Annotated in this window: 6 protein-coding genes; all 6 read left to right on the top strand. The window is 78.0% G+C overall.

Features of this window, described 5'->3' with window-relative positions; translation table 11 throughout:
• The first annotated feature begins 2 nt into the window (after window positions 1-2).
• The 6 genes from J3A75_RS11280 to J3A75_RS11255 all read left to right on the top strand — a co-directional run bounded on the left by J3A75_RS11280 (window position 3) and on the right by J3A75_RS11255 (window position 15,869).
• A complete protein-coding gene (locus J3A75_RS11280; protein ID WP_209650190.1) occupies window positions 3-3,878 on the top strand; it encodes a DUF4132 domain-containing protein in 3,876 nt (1,291 codons plus the stop codon).
• 14 nt (window positions 3,879-3,892) lie between these two features.
• On the top strand, window positions 3,893-7,786 hold the full coding sequence (locus J3A75_RS11275; protein WP_209650189.1) for a DUF4132 domain-containing protein: 3,894 nt from the start codon (window positions 3,893-3,895) through the stop codon (window positions 7,784-7,786).
• A complete protein-coding gene (locus J3A75_RS37240; protein WP_053621397.1) occupies window positions 7,783-8,913 on the top strand; it encodes a VWA domain-containing protein in 1,131 nt (376 codons plus the stop codon). Before J3A75_RS11275 ends, J3A75_RS37240 begins: the two co-directional genes overlap by 4 nt.
• A 9-nt stretch (window positions 8,914-8,922) precedes the next feature.
• The gene (locus J3A75_RS11265) at window positions 8,923-10,902 is read left to right on the top strand and encodes a hypothetical protein (RefSeq protein ID WP_209650188.1); all 1,980 of its coding nucleotides are present in this window, start codon (window positions 8,923-8,925) and stop codon (window positions 10,900-10,902) included.
• Window positions 10,903-11,088: 186 nt separating this feature from the next.
• Complete coding sequence (locus tag J3A75_RS11260; RefSeq protein WP_209650187.1) at window positions 11,089-14,208, top strand: hypothetical protein; 3,120 nt, start codon at window positions 11,089-11,091, stop codon at window positions 14,206-14,208.
• Window positions 14,205-15,869 carry an SWIM zinc finger family protein gene (locus J3A75_RS11255; RefSeq protein ID WP_024830568.1) on the top strand — a complete coding sequence of 555 codons (1,665 nt, stop codon included), beginning with the start codon at window positions 14,205-14,207 and terminating at the stop codon, window positions 15,867-15,869. Before J3A75_RS11260 ends, J3A75_RS11255 begins: the two co-directional genes overlap by 4 nt.
• The last annotated feature ends 22 nt before the right edge of the window (window positions 15,870-15,891 follow it).

Raw genomic sequence — 15,891 nt, 5'->3', positions numbered from 1 at the left:
GCATGCAGCGTTACGAGCTGACGGCGGGATCATCGGCGAAGTTCTGGGAGGCCGGAACCGAGGACAGCGTTCTCATCGTGAGATTCGGGCGGATCGGCACGCAGGGGCAGTCCAAGACCAAGCTCTTCCCGAGCGCGCAGGCGGCGCAGGCCGAGCGCGACCGGCTGGTGCGGGAGAAGACCGGCAAGGGCTATCGCCCGGCCGGCGACCCGGCGCCCGCCGGGCCGGACCCGGCCTCCCGGGTCGGCAGCGCGGCGACGGCCCGGGCCGCCGGAACCCGGGTCGCCGATCCGGAGCCCGCCGAGGTCCCGCCCGCCCCCGCCGCCCGGGCGGAGGCGCGCCGCGCCCCGGACGCCGGCACGGCCCCGATCTTCTCCGGCACGCCCCTGCCCACGCGCAGCCGTCCCGGCGCGCCCCTCGACGCCGCGGCCGACTGGGCCGCCTTCGCGGCGCGGATCCGCCCGCTGCTGGCGGCCGCCCCGGACGAGGCCCGCGCGCAGGCCGAGGCCCTCGCCGCGCGGCTCGACGGCGCGCCGCCGGCCCCCGATCGGGCCGAGGCCCGGCGCTGGCTGGAGCAGCTCGAGGCGGCCTGCCCGGCGCTGCATCAGCGCCTCTGGGGTGACAAGCCCGGACCGCACGGGCCGGCGGCCCGGGCGGCGTTCACGCATTTCGCCCGCTGGCTCGTGGCCCGCTCCGGCACCGGGACGCTCGTGGCCCTGTTCGACCGGCTGCGGCCCCGCCCCTCCGGCCGCTACGGCTCCCTGCCGGTCTCGCCCTGGGACCTGCCCACCGCCTGCGGGGTCCGGGCCGCCCTGACCGCCGCCCCCGAGGCGGAGTACGCGGAGGCCCTGGAGGCCGCCCTCCGGCTCGCCGCGGCGGAGCCGGAGCCGACCCTCGCCCGCTGGCTCGCGGCGGTCTTCGCGGACGACCGGCCGGGCGCCGACCACGCCCTCTGGGCCCGCGCGGTGCTGGCGCGCTGCGACCCGCCGGATCCCAAGGCCTACGGCACGTCCCACGCGGCCCTGCCGCTGATCGTCGACCTGCCGCCCGCGCTGGCGGCGCCCTGGTACGCCGCGCCGTATCACCGGGCGACGCTGGCGACCTGCGACGTGGCGGCCGACGAGGCCGCCGCGACCGCGATCGCCGCCGCCGAGGCGGCCGGCGAGGCGGCCACCCCGGCCCTCGTCTGGCTCCTGGAAGGGGCGGTCGGCCCCGAGCGCACGCTCATCGCCCGGGCGCTGCTGGAGACCCGTGCCGCCGACGCCCTCGACGCGCTCCTGCCCTTCGTCGGCACCAAGCTGGTCCGCGACGCCCTCGACGCCGCCGACGCGGCCTTCCCCGACTGGATGCTGCGGGCCTATCTGGGCGCCCTCCACGGCAAGGGGGAGCTCGCCTACGGCCCCAGGGCCGTGACGCTCGCCGAGCGCCACGGGCACGAGACCGCCCGCGCCTGGGCGGCGGCCGAGGGCGGCCGGGGCGCGGGGCGCCTGGATCGGCTGCTCGCCGCCGGGAGCGCGCCGCAGGCGGCGCCGGAGGCCCTGCCGCCCGTGCTCCGGGACCCGCCCTGGCGGCGGCGCGGGGCCGCGCGCGCCCGGCCGGAACGGGCGGTGGCGCCGATCCCGACGCCCTTCGCGCACGGTTTCGACCCCGATCAGGCCCTCGACCGCGGCACCTTCTACTTCGAGGCCGGAACGCTGGTGGAGTCGATGTCGGACCTCGCGGCGCGGATCCGCGCCACCGAGGCGGAGGCGCTCTACGACATGCCGATCCCGCCGCCGGCCGAGCCCGTCCCGGCCGCCGACGCGGAGCCCGGGGCGGCCCTGGCCTGGCTCGACCGCCGGCTCGACCTGGACCGCGACGCGTTCACCGGCTTCTTCTACTTCAACTACGGGCCGTGGTTCCGGATGGTCGGGTGGCAGCCCGAGCCCCTGGCGCTGATGCTGTGGGAGAAGACCGGGCCGCAGCGCGCCCATTACGTGGCGTGGCGGCGCACCATCGCGATGATGCTGTGCCGCTTCGGGGCGCGGGCCGTGCCCGGCCTCGTCCGCCTCGTCGCGGCGGATCCGGCGCAGCTCCTGCCGGAGGTCGAGCCCGTGGACGCCGCCGACCTCGCCCCGGTCTCCGCCCGGGCCTTCCACCGCACCCGCAAGCTCCGGCCGGCCGCGGCCGCGTGGCTGCGCGCCCATCCCCGCACCGCCGCGCTGCGGCTCCTGCCCGAGACCCTCGGGCCCGCCGGCCCGGACCGCGACGCCGCCGACGCGGCCCTGCGCTTCCTCGCCGCCGAGCCCGCGGGTCGCGCCGCCCTCGACGCCGCCGTCGCGGCCTACGCGGAGCGGGATCCCGGCGTGCCCGAGGCGGTGGCCGCCGGCGTCGACAGCGACCCGCTGGAGCAGGTGCCGTCCAAGCCGCCGAAGCTCCCCGACTGGGTGGTTCCGGCCGCCCTGCCCCGCCCGATCCTGCGCAGCGGCGGCGCCCTGCCCGACGCCGCCGTCACCGCCCTGTGCGAGATGCTCGCCTTCTCGGACCCGCTCGCGCCCTACGCCGGCGTCGCGCAGGTCCGCGCCGCCTGCACGCCGGAGAGCCTCGACGCCTTCGCGGTCGCGCTGTTCCAGTCGTGGATCGCGGCCGGCGCCAAGGCGACGGGGGAGTGGGCCCTGCAGGCGCTCGCCCTGATCGGCGGCGACCACGCCGCCCGCGACCTCACCCGGCAGATCCGCGCCTGGGGGCAGGCGGGCCTGAAGCCCCGCGGCAAGGCCGGCATCGCCGTGCTCGCGGGGATCGGCACCGACGTGGCGCTGATGAACCTCAGCGCCATCGCCGAGAAGAGCCCGCTGCTGCAGCTGCGGGAGGCCGCCCGCGCCGCCATCGTCGAGGCCGCCGAGGCGCGCGGCCTCGACGAGGTGGACCTCGCCGACCGGCTCTCCCCCGATCTCGGCCTCGACGCCCGGGGCGGGCTCGACCTGTCCTTCGGGGCGCGCCGGTTCCGGGTCGGCTTCAACGAGACCCTAAAGCCCGTCCTGCGCGACGCCGAGGGCCGGCGACTCGCTGCCCTGCCCCGTCCGACCAAGGCGGACGATCCCGAGGCGGCGAAGGCAGCGTCCCGGCACTGGGCGGCCCTGCGCAAGGACGCGGAGGCCGCGGCCGGCCTGCAGGTCACCCGGCTCGAGGCCATGCTGGCGTCCCAGCGCCGCGTCGCCCCCGGGGTGTTCTGGCCGTTCTTCGCCGCCCACCCGCTGATCCGCCACCTCGCCGGGCGCCTCGTCTGGGGCCTCTACCCGGACGGCGCGCCCGCGACGCCGCCGGGGCGCGTCTTCCGCCTCGCGGAGGATCTCTCGCCGACCGACGCCGCGGACGACGCCCGCGGCCTCGACGTCGCGGCGGCCGAGGGCGTGGTCGGCCTCGTCCATCCCCTGCACCTCGGCCCGGACGCCCTGGCGGCCTGGAGCGGCCTGTTCGCCGACTACGAGATCGCCCAGCCCTTCCCGCAGCTCGCCCGCGAGACCTTCGCGTTCACCGCGGCCGAGCGGGACGGCGCCGAGACCCCGCGCTTCGACGGGGTTCGGGTGGGTGGCCGCCGCCTGCGGGGTCTGCGGCCCCAGGGCTGGTCGACCGACACGGGGGGCGAGCACGTCCAGGCGGTGCAGCGCCCGGTCGCGCTGCCCGACGGCACCCGCCTCGTCGCGGTCCTGCGCTTCGAGGACGGGTTCTGGCACCGGCCCGGACCGGAGGGCGACGGGATCCAGACGCTGCGGACCCTGACCCTGTCCGACACCGGCTGGCGCGCCGCGGCGACGCACCGGTTCGGCGACCTCGACCCGGTGACCGCGAGCGAGGTCCTGCGGACGCCGAGCCTGCTCGCCGCCGCCGGCGACGCGTGAGAGGGAGACAGCCCATGGAACGCTACGAGCTGGTCGAGGGCAGCGCGGCCAAGTTCTGGGAGGTCGGCGTCTCCGGCCCGACGCTCACCGTCCGCTTCGGGCGCCTCGGCACCCAGGGCCAGAGCAAGGACAAGACCTGCGCCGACGCGGCCGCGGCCGTGAAGGAGAAGGACAAGCTCGTCCGCGAGAAGACCGCCAAGGGTTACGTCCGCGCCGACGGGGCGGCCCCCGCGCCGGCCCCCGCCCCGGCCGCGGCCCGGAAGCCCGGCGCGGCGCGGGCGTCCGGACCGGCCGCCGAGACGGTTGCCGGGACGGTTGTCGAGACAGCCGCGGAGGGAGCCGTCGAGCCGGCCGTCGCGCCGCCGGCCGAGTCCCCGCCGGCCCCGGCCGCCCCGGCGGAGCCCGTCCAGCCCCCCGCCCCGGCCGCGGTCTTCGAGGCGGTGCCGCTGCCGACCCGCCTGCGCCCCGGTCCGCGCCCGGACGCGGCGGCGGCGTGGCGGCCGGTCGCGGCGCCGCTGGCGGCCGCGCTCGGCGACGCCGAGGCCGCGCGCCTCGCCGGAGCGCCGCCCGACCGTGACGGCCTCGCCGCTTGGCTCGACGCGGTCGTCGACGCCGCGGAGGCGCGCCGCCAGGGGAATCCGTCCCGGGCCGCCACCGGCGACGCCGTCCTGCGGCGGGCGCTGGAGGCGGTCCTGCGCTACGCCGTGTCCGAGGGCGGGACGGAGGCCGTCGCCCGGCTGGCCGACCGGCGGCGCCCGACCGCGAAGACGCCGCGCGCCTACCAGCGCCTGGCCTGGGCGGAGCCGCTCCACCTCGCCCTGCGGGCGGCCCTCGTGCACGCGCCGGAGTCCGATTACGACGCCGCGGTGGCGTTCCTGAACGCGCGGATCGCCGAGGACCACGACTGGCCGGCGGCCTGCGCCTTCGCGTTCATCCTGGCCGACGACCGGGCCGCCCCGCACCCGCTCCAGCCCGTCGCGGTGATCGAGGCCGCCGCGTCGGCGGGGATCGACGTGACGGCCGACACGGTCTACCTGCCGCTCCTGGCCGACGCCCCGCCGGAAGCGGTCGCGGCCTGGCGCGCCAAGCGCAGCTACCACCTCTACTTCGTCTACTGCGCCCTCGACGCGGCCGAGGCGGCCGCGACCCTCCTGGCGGTGGCCCGCGCCGCCGGGCAGCCGGCCCTGCCGGCCCTCGACTGGCTGCTGCACTACGCCCTCGACGAGGAGCGCCGCACGGTCGCCCTGGCGATCCTGTCGACGGGCGAGGCCGGGGCGCTCCCGGCCCTCTTGCCCCATCTCCACGAGAAGCCCGTCGCGGCGGCCCTCGACGCGGCGCTGGCGGCCGACCCCGCCGCGATCCTGCCCCGCTGCCTCGCGGCCCTCGCGGGCGGCCGGTCCGAGCCCGCCCTGCGCGCCCGGGTGAACCGGGCGCTCGAGGCCCACGGGATCGACCGGGTCCGCGGCTGGCTGGCGGCGTCGGGCGGGCGCGGAGCCGGCATCCTCGATGCCCTGGCCGAGGCCCGCGCGGTGCCCCTCGCGGAGCCCGCCGCCTGGCCGCGGGTGCTGCGCGCGCCGCCCTGGCAGGCCAAGGCCCGGACCCGGGACGACCTCGTCCTCGCCCTCGCGCCGCTGTCGACGCCGTTCGCGCACGCGGTGCCGGAGGTCGCGCCGAGCTACTGGCGCGCGCGGAACGCCGTCACCCTCGACGGCCCAGAGGCTCTGCGGGCCTTCGTGGCGGCCGCGGAACTCGCCCACCCGACGCAGGGCTGGAGCCGGATCCCGCCCCCGCTCTCCGAGCCGCCGCGCGACGACCCGCCGGCCCTGATCGCCTGGGTCGCCGCCCGCGTCGCCCAGATCGACGGGGCCTGCCATTACTGGTCGAACTCGCCCTATCACCAGCTCGTCGGCAGCCTGGAGCGTCAGCCCGAGCCCCTGGCGCTCGCCCTGTGGGCGCAGCCCCGCGTCGTGACCGGATGCTTCCACGTCTCGCAATGGCCGGAGATCGTGGGGGCGATGCTGGCGCGGTTCGGCGCGGGGGCGGTGCCGGGCCTCGTCGGGCTGGTCGAGGCCGATCCGGTCGGGCTGCTGCCGGCGGTCGCGGCGGTGGACGATGCCCGCCTCGCCGCGCCCGCCGCCCGCGCCCTCACCAAGCTCAAGAAGGCCCGCGAGCCGGCCCTGGCGTGGCTCCGCCGCCACCGCGAGACCGCCCTCACCCGCCTGCTGCCCGACGCCGTCGGCCGGTCCGGGGCGCTGCGCGACGCCGCCGAGCACGCCCTGCGGGTCCTGTCGCAGGATCGGCCGGACGGCCGCGCCGCCGTCGCGGCCGTGGCGGCGCGCTACGCCGACCAGGCGCCGGAGGTGACCGAGGCGGTCGCGCAGGTGCTCGACCGCGATCCCCTCGCCCGCGTCCCCGCCAAGGTCGGCAGGCCGCCCGCCTGGATCGTGCCGTCCATGCTGACCCGGCCGCGTCTGCGGGACGGGACCGCCCTGCCGGACGCCGCGATCCTGACCCTCTGCGAGATGCTGTCCTTCACCAACCCGGACGCCGTCTACGCCGGCGTGCCGATGGTGCGCGAGGCCTGCACCGAGGAGAGTCTCGCGGCCTTCGCGTGGGACCTGTTCTCCGCCTGGATCGCCGCCGGGACGCCGTCCAAGGACGGCTGGGCCCTGCGCGCGCTGGGCTGGTTCGGTACCGACGCCACGGCCCGCGACCTGACCCGGCTGATCCGCCGCTGGCCCGGCGAGGCCGCCCATGCCCGCGCGGTCACCGGCCTCGACGTGCTGGTCGACATCGGCACCGACGTGGCGCTGATGAACCTCAACGGCATCGCCGAGAAGCTGAAGTTCAAGGGGCTCCAGGAGAAGGCCCGGCAGAAGATCGCCCAGCTCGCGGAGGCCCGCGGCCTCACTCCCGAGGAGCTGGCCGACCGGCTCGCCCCCGACCTCGACCTCGACGCCCGCGGCGGCCTCGACCTCGATTTCGGCCCCCGCGGGTTCCGGGTCGGGTTCGACGAGACCCTGAAGCCCTGGGTGCGCGACGCCGCCGGCCAGAGGCTCAAGGACCTGCCCAAGCCCGCCAAGGCCGACGAGCCCGCCAAGGCCGCGGCGGCGGTGGCCCGCTGGAGCGCCCTGAAGAAGGACGCGCGGGCCGTGGCGAGCCTGCAGGTGGCCCGCCTGGAGGCGATGCTCGCCGGCGCCCGCCGGGTCCAGCCGACGGTGTTCGGCCCCTGCTTCGCCGCCCACCCGCTCGTGCGCCACCTCGCCCAGCGCCTCGTCTGGGCCACCTTCGCGGATGCCGACCCGCGGACCGGCCCGGGCCTGACCTTCCGGGTGGCCGAGGACCTGACCTTCACGGATGCCGACGACGCGCCGCTCGACCTCGACCTGACCGGAGCGGCCCCCGGCCTGATCGGCCTCGCCCATCCCCTGCAGCTCGAAGCCGGGGCGCTGGCCGCCTGGGGGGCGCTGTTCGGCGATTACGAGATCGTCCAGCCCTTCCCGCAGCTCGCCCGCGAGACCTACGCCTTCACGGAGGCCGAGGCGGCCGCCGCCACGACCGACCGCTTCGCCGGGACCGTGGTGGAGGCCAACCGCCTGCGCGGGATGGCCGCAAGGGGCTGGCCCCTCGGGGCGCCCCAGGATGCCGGGGTGGTGTGGTGGATCGAGCGCGCCGTCACCTTCCCCGGGGGCGCCGTCGGCCAGGCGTCGCTGACCTTCTCGGAGGGCCTGTTCACCGGCGCGGTGGAGTTCGAAGACCGGGAGCAGACCCTCGGCGAACTGACCCTCGGCTCGCCCTGGAGCAGCCGGACGGATCCGGGCCAGCGGACCTTCGGGGAGCTCGCGCCCGTGACGGCGAGCGAGCTCCTGCGCGGGCCGAGCCTCCTCGCCGGGACGCGGCTGCGGTGAGCCTCGACCCGGTCACGCGCTGGCGGCTCATCCTCGGCGAGGCGGCGGACTCGGCCTGTGCGGGGGCCGGCTGCGCCCTCTCGGGGGAGGCGGCCGCCATGGATCAGGCGCTCGACTGGCTCTACGGCCGCGACGCCGAGGGCGCGGCGCGGGGAGAGCGGCGCCAGGGCGGCCGCGAGGGCTCGAGGCTGACGGTGCCGGGCTGGATCAACGCGGTCCACACGCTCTTCCCCCGCGAGACGATCGAGCGGCTGGAGCGCGACGCGATCGAGCTCTACGCCATCGACGACGTGGTCACGAATCCCGAGGTGCTGGCCCGAGTCGAGCCGAACGAGACGCTGCTGAAGGCGGTCCTGCGCACCAAGCACCTGATGGCGCCCGACGTGCTGGTGATGGCCCGCAAGCTCGTCCAGGAGGTGGTGCGGCAGCTGATGGAGCGGCTGGCCCGGGACCTCGCGGTGGCCTTCTCGGGAGTGCTCGACCGGCGGCGGCACACGCGCCTGCCCGGCGCCCGCGACCTCGACCTGAACCGGACGATCCGCGACAACCTGCGCCACTACGATCCCGAGAGCCGGCGGATCACCGTCGAGCGGCTGCACTTCTTCGCCCGGAACCGGCGGCAGATGCGGCCGTGGCAGGTGATCCTGCTCGTCGACCAGAGCGGGTCGATGCTCGATTCGGTGATCCACGCCTCGGTGATGGCCGCCTGCCTGTGGAAGCTTCCCGGCATCCGCACACACCTCGTCGCCTTCGACACCGCGGTGGTGGACCTGACCCGCGACTGCGACGACGCCTGCGAGCTGCTCATGAAGGTGCAGCTCGGCGGCGGCACCGACATCGGCGGCGCCCTGCGCTACGCGGCCGGCCTGATCGCGGCGCCGGAGCGGGCGATCGTGGTGCTGGTCTCCGACTTCTACGAGGGCGCGAGCGAGGCCGCGCTGGTCGAGCAGGTGCGGGCGCTCTCCGGCCAGCGGACCCGCGTGCTCGGGCTCGCGGCCCTCGATTCGGAGGCGCGGCCGGCCTACGACCGGGCGATGGCGCAGCGGCTCGTGGCGGCCGGCGCCGAGATCGGCGCGATGACGCCCGGCGAGCTCGCCGGCTGGCTCGCCGCCGCGATCCGGGCCTGAGCGGCGCCGATGGCCCGCCCCGACCTCCGCGCCCTCACGGATGACGGCCTGATCCAGCTCGCCAATGCCGGGCTGGTGAAGCGCGCGCTGCGCGAGGTCGCCGCCGGCGCGGGGCCGGCCCTCGCGGAGGCCGGGGACGGCACCGTCGAGGCGCGCTTCGCCGACGGCACGGTCACGCGGCTCGGCCCCGGCCGGCCCCCCGACGCGGCCACCTGCACCTGCCCGGCGAGCGGGATGTGCCGCCACCGGGTCGCCCTCGTCGTCGCCTACCGGGCGGCGGCCGTCGCGGACGGGCCGGTCGAGGGGGCCGCCGAGGGACCCACAGAGGAGACTGCCGAGCGGACTGCCGTCCTGGCTGCGGCGGCGGTCGCCTGGGATCCCGGCACCCTCGACGGCGCCACCGTCGAGGCGGGGCTCGGCGGCGCGGCGGCGGCGGAGCTGCGGCGCCTCCTGGCGGGTGGGATCACGGTCGGGCTGGAGCGGGGCGCCGTGCCCGCCGCGCGGCTCCCGACCGCGACCGTGCGCTTCCTCGTGCCCGACGCCGTCGGCTACGCCCGCTGCGACTGCGCGGCCGGGGGCGGCTGCGCCCACGTCGCCCTGGCGATCCGCGCCTTCCGGGAGGCCGCGGGCGCCCCCGAGATCCGCCTGGGCGGCGCGGTGCCGGCCAGGACCGCCACGGCCGCGACGCCCGCGGAGGACGGACTCGCGGAGGCCGTCGACCGGGTGGTCGCCGGCCTGCTGGAGGCCGGGGTGGTCTCCGGGCCGGAGGCCCACGACGCCGCCCTCGTCCGGCTGCGGCGGGCGGCCGAGAGGCGGGGCGCCACGCAGGTTCTGCTGGCGGAGGCGGAACTCACCGATCAGCTCCCGGCCTATGCCGGGCGCCACGCCGCCTACGACGCGGCCGTCGTCCTGGCGCTCGCCGCGGAACTCCTCGGCCGCGTCCGGGGCGGGGCGGTCGCCCTCGGCCTCGGCCAGCCCTACGAGACCGCCATGGGCAAGACCCGCCTCGTCTCGCTGGGCGCGAGGCTCCTCGCCCGCGGGCGCGGCGCCGCCGCCCGGGTGGCCCTGGCCGACACCGACACCGGCGCGCTCCTGGCGCTGGAGCGCGCGTTCGCGCCGGGCGAGGCCGAGGCGGACGTCGTGGCCGGCCTGCCCGGGCGCCTCCTGAGCCCCGGCCTGTCCGTCGCGGGCACCGGCCAGGGCCAGATCCTGACCAGCGTCGCCCGGCGCCGGGCCGACGGGCTCCTCGCCCTCGGCCAGGGCGCGCGGGGCCGGACGGCGCTGCTGCCGCGGGACGCCCGCGTGCGGCTCCCGGCCCCCCTGGCGGCGCGGGACGTTTCGTCGGTCCTGCGCCGCCTCGCCGACCGGCCGCCCGCCTTCCTGCGCCCGCGCGACCGGCTGGAGGCCTTCCACGTCTTCGCCGTCGAGGCGGTCCTCGGACAGGCCTGGGCGCCGGGCGCCCAGACGTGGCAGGCCGCCGTCGAACTGCCGGAGGCGGGCGGCACGCTCCATCTCGCCCGCGCCTACGACCCCGCCGCGCCGCACGCGCTGGACGCCCTCGCGGGCGCCTGCTCGGGGCGCTGGGGACCGGTGCGGCAGGTCGCCGGCCCGGTGCGGATCGAGGACGGCGCCCTGGTCTGCGATCCCTGGTCGGTGTCGGCCGACCGGCTCGTCGTGCCCGACCTCGCCGCCCCGGACGGCGCCGGCCACCCGATCCCGCCGGCGCCGGACCTGGGGCCGGCCACGCTCCTCGACGAGGCGGCCGCGCTCCTGGCGAACGCCCTCCATGCCGGGCGGCGGGCCTTCGCGGCCAGCGCCCGCGCCGGCGGCGCCGACTTGGTCGCACGCCTCGCCGCGGCGGGCCATCCGGCCACCGCCGCGCGGCTCTCGGCCTTCCTCGCCGCCCCGGCCGCGGAGCCCGGCCCCTTCGCCCGGGCCGCCCTCTGGGTCGCCGCCATGCGCGACGATCCCGGGCCGGCGGAGGGCTGATCACGGAACCGTGTGGATGCGGTTGCCCCTGCGGCCCCGCTGGGGCAGGTTGCCGCGCCATCGGGCGCCGCGATTCGCCGGCCGGCCCGTCCCGGTCGTTTCGCGAGGAGCCCGGATGCGTGGACCCGTCGACCGTCGCGCGCGCGCGACGCAGCCCTGCCCGACCGCGCGGGCCGGCACGGTGGCATGAGGGTCGTCCGCGCGGCGCGCCTCCATCTGCGGGACGCCACCTCCGACAAGGTCTACGACGTCGATCTGATCGAGAACGAGGCCCTCGGGACGCCCGAGCGCTACTTCGTCAACACGCGCTACGGCCGGCGCGGCGCGACCCTGCGCGAGGGCTCCAAGACGCCCCAGCCCGTGACCGCCGAGGCGGCGGCCCGGGTGTTCGACAGCGTGGTGGTCTCCAAGATCAACGGCGGCTACCGCCGGGTCGACGGCCCGGAGTCCGCCGCACCTGCGGCGACGGCCGACGGGCGCGCGGGCGTGCTGCTGGCGCGGCTCTCCGCCTGCCTGCGCGGGAGCTGGACCGAGCGCGACCGCGACCGCCTGCTCTGGCGGATCGGCGAGTTGCGGCTGGCCGCGGCCGCTCCGGACCTGATCGCCCTGGCGCGGGCGCTCGGCCCGGCGCGGGCGAGCTACGCCCTGGTCTGGGCGCTCGCCCGGGCGGCGGGCGCCGAGGCCGGTCCGGTGCTCGCGGCGATCGCCGCCGACGCGCCCGGAAGCGTGGTCCGCGACCTCGCCCTTTTCGCCCTGGCCGCCCCGCTCACCGGGGCCTGCCGGCCGGAGGCCGAGCCGGACCTGCCCGGCATGGTCGCCCGGCCGGCCGAGGCGGGCGACGTCGACGGCCTGTGCGGGGCGCTGGACGGCCTCGCCCGGCACGATCCGGGCCGGGTCGGGCCGGCCCTCGTGGCGCTCGGCCGGCGGGCGCAGGCGGCGCCCGGCCTGCACGCGACGCTCTGCGCGGCCCTCCTCCGCCTGCCGGCGCGGCCGCCCTACCTGATCGGCCTGCGGCGCCTGTTCAAGCACGCCGAGATGGCCGACGACGCCGCCCTGTTCGGCGCCGCCGCCCAGCGCTTCGAGACCGCGCAGGCGATGTACCGGGCCGGCCGGAGCCACGCCTACGTCCCCGACCTCCGGCGCTACGTCGCCGTGGACGCGGCGCGCCAGGGCCCGGAGGCGCGGCTCGGCCTGTCCACCGCCACCCGCGCCTACATGAAGCGGCGGATCTGGCGCGCCCTGCGCAAGCGCGGCGCCGTCGGGGACCCGGCCTTCGCCCCGTTGGCGGCGGGCTTCCTGCTGGCCCTCGGGCCGGAGGATCTCGACCCCCCGGCGCGCTGGACCGCCTGGGGGCGGCAGCCGGACGGGACCTGGGGCCGGCAGGCGCGGGCGCGGGGGCCGCTCGCCCGCAACTGGACCGCGAGCCAGCTCCTGTACCGCCACGCCCCGGAGGCCCGGCCGCGGGCGGGATCGCTGACCTTCCTGGAGACCGGCGCCGTCGATCCCGACCGGCGCGACGAGGCCTTCCCGGACCTCTGGAGCGCCCGCCCGGACCTGGCGCTCCGCCTCGCCGCGGAGGGGCGGATCGAGGCGGTGGCGCGGCTGGGCCTGCGGGTGCTGCGCGCGGATCCGGCAGCCTGCGCGGCCCTGACGGCCGCCGCGATCGGGCGCCTCCTGGCGGCGGCGCACGACGCCGTGCGGACCTTCGCCTTCCAGACCGCCCAGGCGCGCCTCGCCGCCGGGATCGCCGACCCCGCCGACCTCGCCGCCCTGGTGGCGGCGCTGCTCACGAGCCCGGAGCCGGAGGCGCGGGCGCTGGCCCTGCGGCGCCTCGAGGCGGGGGCGCCGGCCGTCTGGTCGGATCCCGACCTCGCCGCCGCGCTGCTCACGAGCCCCGAGCCGGATGTCCGGGCGGCCCTCCCCGGCCTCGCCCGGGCGCGGGCGCTGTCCCCCGGGCTCGCGGCGCCGCTGGTCGCCCGGCTGGTGGCGTGGCTGCGGGCCATGCCGCCGGAGCCCGGCGCGGCCGCGACGTCCGCGATCCGGGGCCTGCGCGCCGCCCTGCCCCTCCTGTGGCCGGACCGCGACCTGCTGGTCGCGTCCGAGGACGCCGCGGCCCTGATCGCCCACCCGGCTGCCGCGGTGAGATCCGCCGGCCTCGCGCTCCTGGCGCAGTCCGAGGCCGGGGCCGCCGGCCTGCCGCCGGAGAGCTGGGACGCGCTGATCGGCGCGGAATCCGAGGACATCCGGGTCGCCGCCCTGGTCCTGCTGGCGCGCCTCGACGACGCGCGGCTCGGGCCCTGCGCGGACCGGATCGTCGCCTTCGCCAGCGGGCCCGGCAGCGCCGTCCGGCAGGCCGCCCGGCCCCTGGTGGCGCGCCTCGCGGCGGCGGATCCGGGTCTCGCCCCACGTCTCGCCCGGGAGCTGATCGGCAGCCTGTTCCGCGCGGCGCCCGACGACGCCTACGCGGCCGACGTCGTGGCGCTGCTGCGCGAGGCCCTGCCGGGGGAGTGCGCCGCCCTCGACGACGGCACCCTGTGGCGCCTGCTGCAGGCGCGGGCCGACGGCGCCCGCCGCCTCGGCGCCGCCCTCCTGCCCGACCGGCGCGCCGAGGCCCTCAGCGTCCGCCAGATCGCCCGGCTCGGCGGCCACCCCTACCGGGCGGTGCGGGACTGGGCGATGGCGGCCTTCGCGGCCGATCCGGCCCGGTTCCAGGCCGCGGCGGCCGAGGCCGTGCTCCTCGTCGAGAGCGACTGGCCCGACACCCTCGCCTTCGCCCGCGGCCTGTTCGCGTCCTGGCCGGAGGCCGCCTGGACGCCGGAGGCGCTCGCCGTCGTCACCGACAGCGTCAAGCCCGAGGTCCTGGCCTTCGCCCGCCATCTCCTGCGCGGCCGGCTCCGGCCCGAGGACGCGGAGGCGCAGGTCCTGCGCCTCCTGGAGCACCCCGCCCCGTCGATGCACCTCCTGCTCACCGAACTCCTGACCGAGCAGGCCGTGGCGAGCGAGGCGGCCTTCGCCCGGCTGATCCCCCTCGCCCGGATCGTGATGCTGCAGGTGCTGCGGGGCCGGGTCGCCAAGGACCGGATGGCCGCCTTCCTTCGGGCCGAGGCCCTGCGCAGCCGCGCCCGCGCCGAGGCGCTGCTGCCGCTCTTCGCCGACCTCACCCTGAGCGGCACGGCCCGGGACCGCAGCGCCGCGATCCTGACCCTGCGCGACGTCGCCGACGCGCATCCCGATCTCGCCGTGCCCCTCGTCCGGTGCCCGCCGGAGCCGCGGGGACCCGTCTCCGTCTCGGAAGGGGCTCGATGAACTTCGTCCATCGCTACCTCGGCGAGAGCCGGGCCGTCTCGGACGCGGACGCGACCCGGCTCGGCTTCGTCCCCGACACCTTGCGCGAGCCGACCTACTTCGCCGGGACCGTGGCGCGGCACCTGCCGTTCCGGGAGGCGATCTCGGCCCTGCACCACGTCGTCGTGTCGGACCTGCGCTTCGCGCCGAAGGACCGCACCGCCTACTTCGCGTGGCTCCAGGCCCACGAGCAGGAGCTCCTGGCCGAGGCCCTCGCCGAGAAGGACAGCCTGCGCGCCGAGATCGAGGCGCTGCGCGCCGAGAGCCGGGACATCGCGGCCCGCTCCGACGCCGTGATGCGGCCGTTCTACGACGCGCGGAAGCGGTACTTCGACCACCTCTACCGGGAGAACCTCGACGCCTGGATCGTGCTCGACCCGGTCATCACGGTCCATCCGGACGAGATCTTCTTCGAGGCGTTCAGCCTCGACGAATCGAGCTACGGGCGCCTGTCCTGCGACCACGACACGTTCGCGCGGATCGGCGACATGGCCTGCGGCACGACCAACATCGACTACAGCCACGCCCTCTACGACGAGTTCCAGAAGATCCGCAGCTACCGCGACACGGAGCTGGCGATCGACCCGACCGGCTTCGCGGTCCAGACCTCCGGCGAGGCCGCCTACCGCGAGGACAAGATCGAGCTGCCGGATTCCTGGATGCGGGGCTTCCTGCAGGTGTCGAGCGCCATGGCGCAGCCCGCCCACGTGGTGGATCTGCACCCGGTCGACATGCACGCGATCCTGACCCGCCTCGCCGCGCGCCGGGAGCGCCACGGCCCGCGCTCCCTCCGGTTCCTGCTCGAGCCCGACCGGCCGGTCAGCGTGCTGATCGAGCCCTGGAACGAGCGGCTGACTTTCCGGCGCTCGATCTACCGCGGGGGCGAGGCCGCGGAGATCCGCCTGTGGGGGCGGCGGCGCCTCGCGATCCTGGCCCGGACCCTGCCGCTCGCCCGGTCGGTGCGGCTGCACCTCCTCGGCACCGGGCTTCCGAGCTTCGCGGTCGTGGATTTCGGGGGCCTGCGCTTCACCCTCGGCCTGTCGGGCTGGACCGCCAACGACTGGTCCCGGGCCGGGCAGTTCGACCTGCTCGCGCCCCGGGCGGAGGTCGACGCCGGCACCGCCGCCCGGGTCTTCGCGGCGCTCCGGCGCCACCACGCCGCCGGGACCGGGCCGCTCGCCGCCGAGACCGGCCTCGACCGGGCGACCGTGGAGGCGGCCCTCGGCGGCTACGTGCAGGCCGGCCGCGCCATGTTCGACCTCGACAAGCGCGTCTACCGCCTGCGGGAGCTGACCCGGGAGCCGCTGGCGCCGGGCGCCCTGCGCTTCGCCTCCGAGCAGGAGGCCAAGGCCGACCGGTTCCTGGCGGCCGGGCTGGTCACCCTCGGGCCCGTCGAGCCGGCGGGCGACAGGCGGCGCCTGAGCGGGACCGTGCTGGACGACGGCCGGAGCCTGACGCCCGCGGTGGAGCTCGATCCCGACGACCGCATGGTCGGCGGCACCTGCCAGTGCGGCTTCTACACCCACAACCGGCTGACCCGCGGCCCCTGCGAGCACATGCTGGCCGTGCGGCGCTTCTTCCACGCCCAGGTCGAGGGCAGGCCCGCGCGGTGGCAGGCGTGAGGCGGGCCCGATTGATGCGGCC

It is taken from the genome of Methylobacterium sp. PvP105 (genome assembly GCF_017876975.1).
Classification (GTDB): domain Bacteria; phylum Pseudomonadota; class Alphaproteobacteria; order Rhizobiales; family Beijerinckiaceae; genus Methylobacterium; species Methylobacterium radiotolerans.
The sequence above is the reverse complement of the archived record's forward strand: the minus strand, read 5'-3'. Positions and strand labels throughout refer to the sequence as shown.

Excerpts from the sequence above, each read along its gene's own strand:
- J3A75_RS11275 (WP_209650189.1), top strand. The coding sequence starts at position 3,893 with ATGGAACGCTACGAGCTGGTCGAGGGCAGCGCGGCCAAGTTCTGGGAG.
- J3A75_RS11280 (WP_209650190.1), top strand. The coding sequence starts at position 3 with ATGCAGCGTTACGAGCTGACGGCGGGATCATCGGCGAAGTTCTGGGAG.
- J3A75_RS11260 (WP_209650187.1), top strand. The coding sequence starts at position 11,089 with ATGAGGGTCGTCCGCGCGGCGCGCCTCCATCTGCGGGACGCCACCTCC.
- J3A75_RS11255 (WP_024830568.1), top strand. The coding sequence starts at position 14,205 with ATGAACTTCGTCCATCGCTACCTCGGCGAGAGCCGGGCCGTCTCGGAC.
- J3A75_RS11265 (WP_209650188.1), top strand. The coding sequence starts at position 8,923 with ATGGCCCGCCCCGACCTCCGCGCCCTCACGGATGACGGCCTGATCCAG.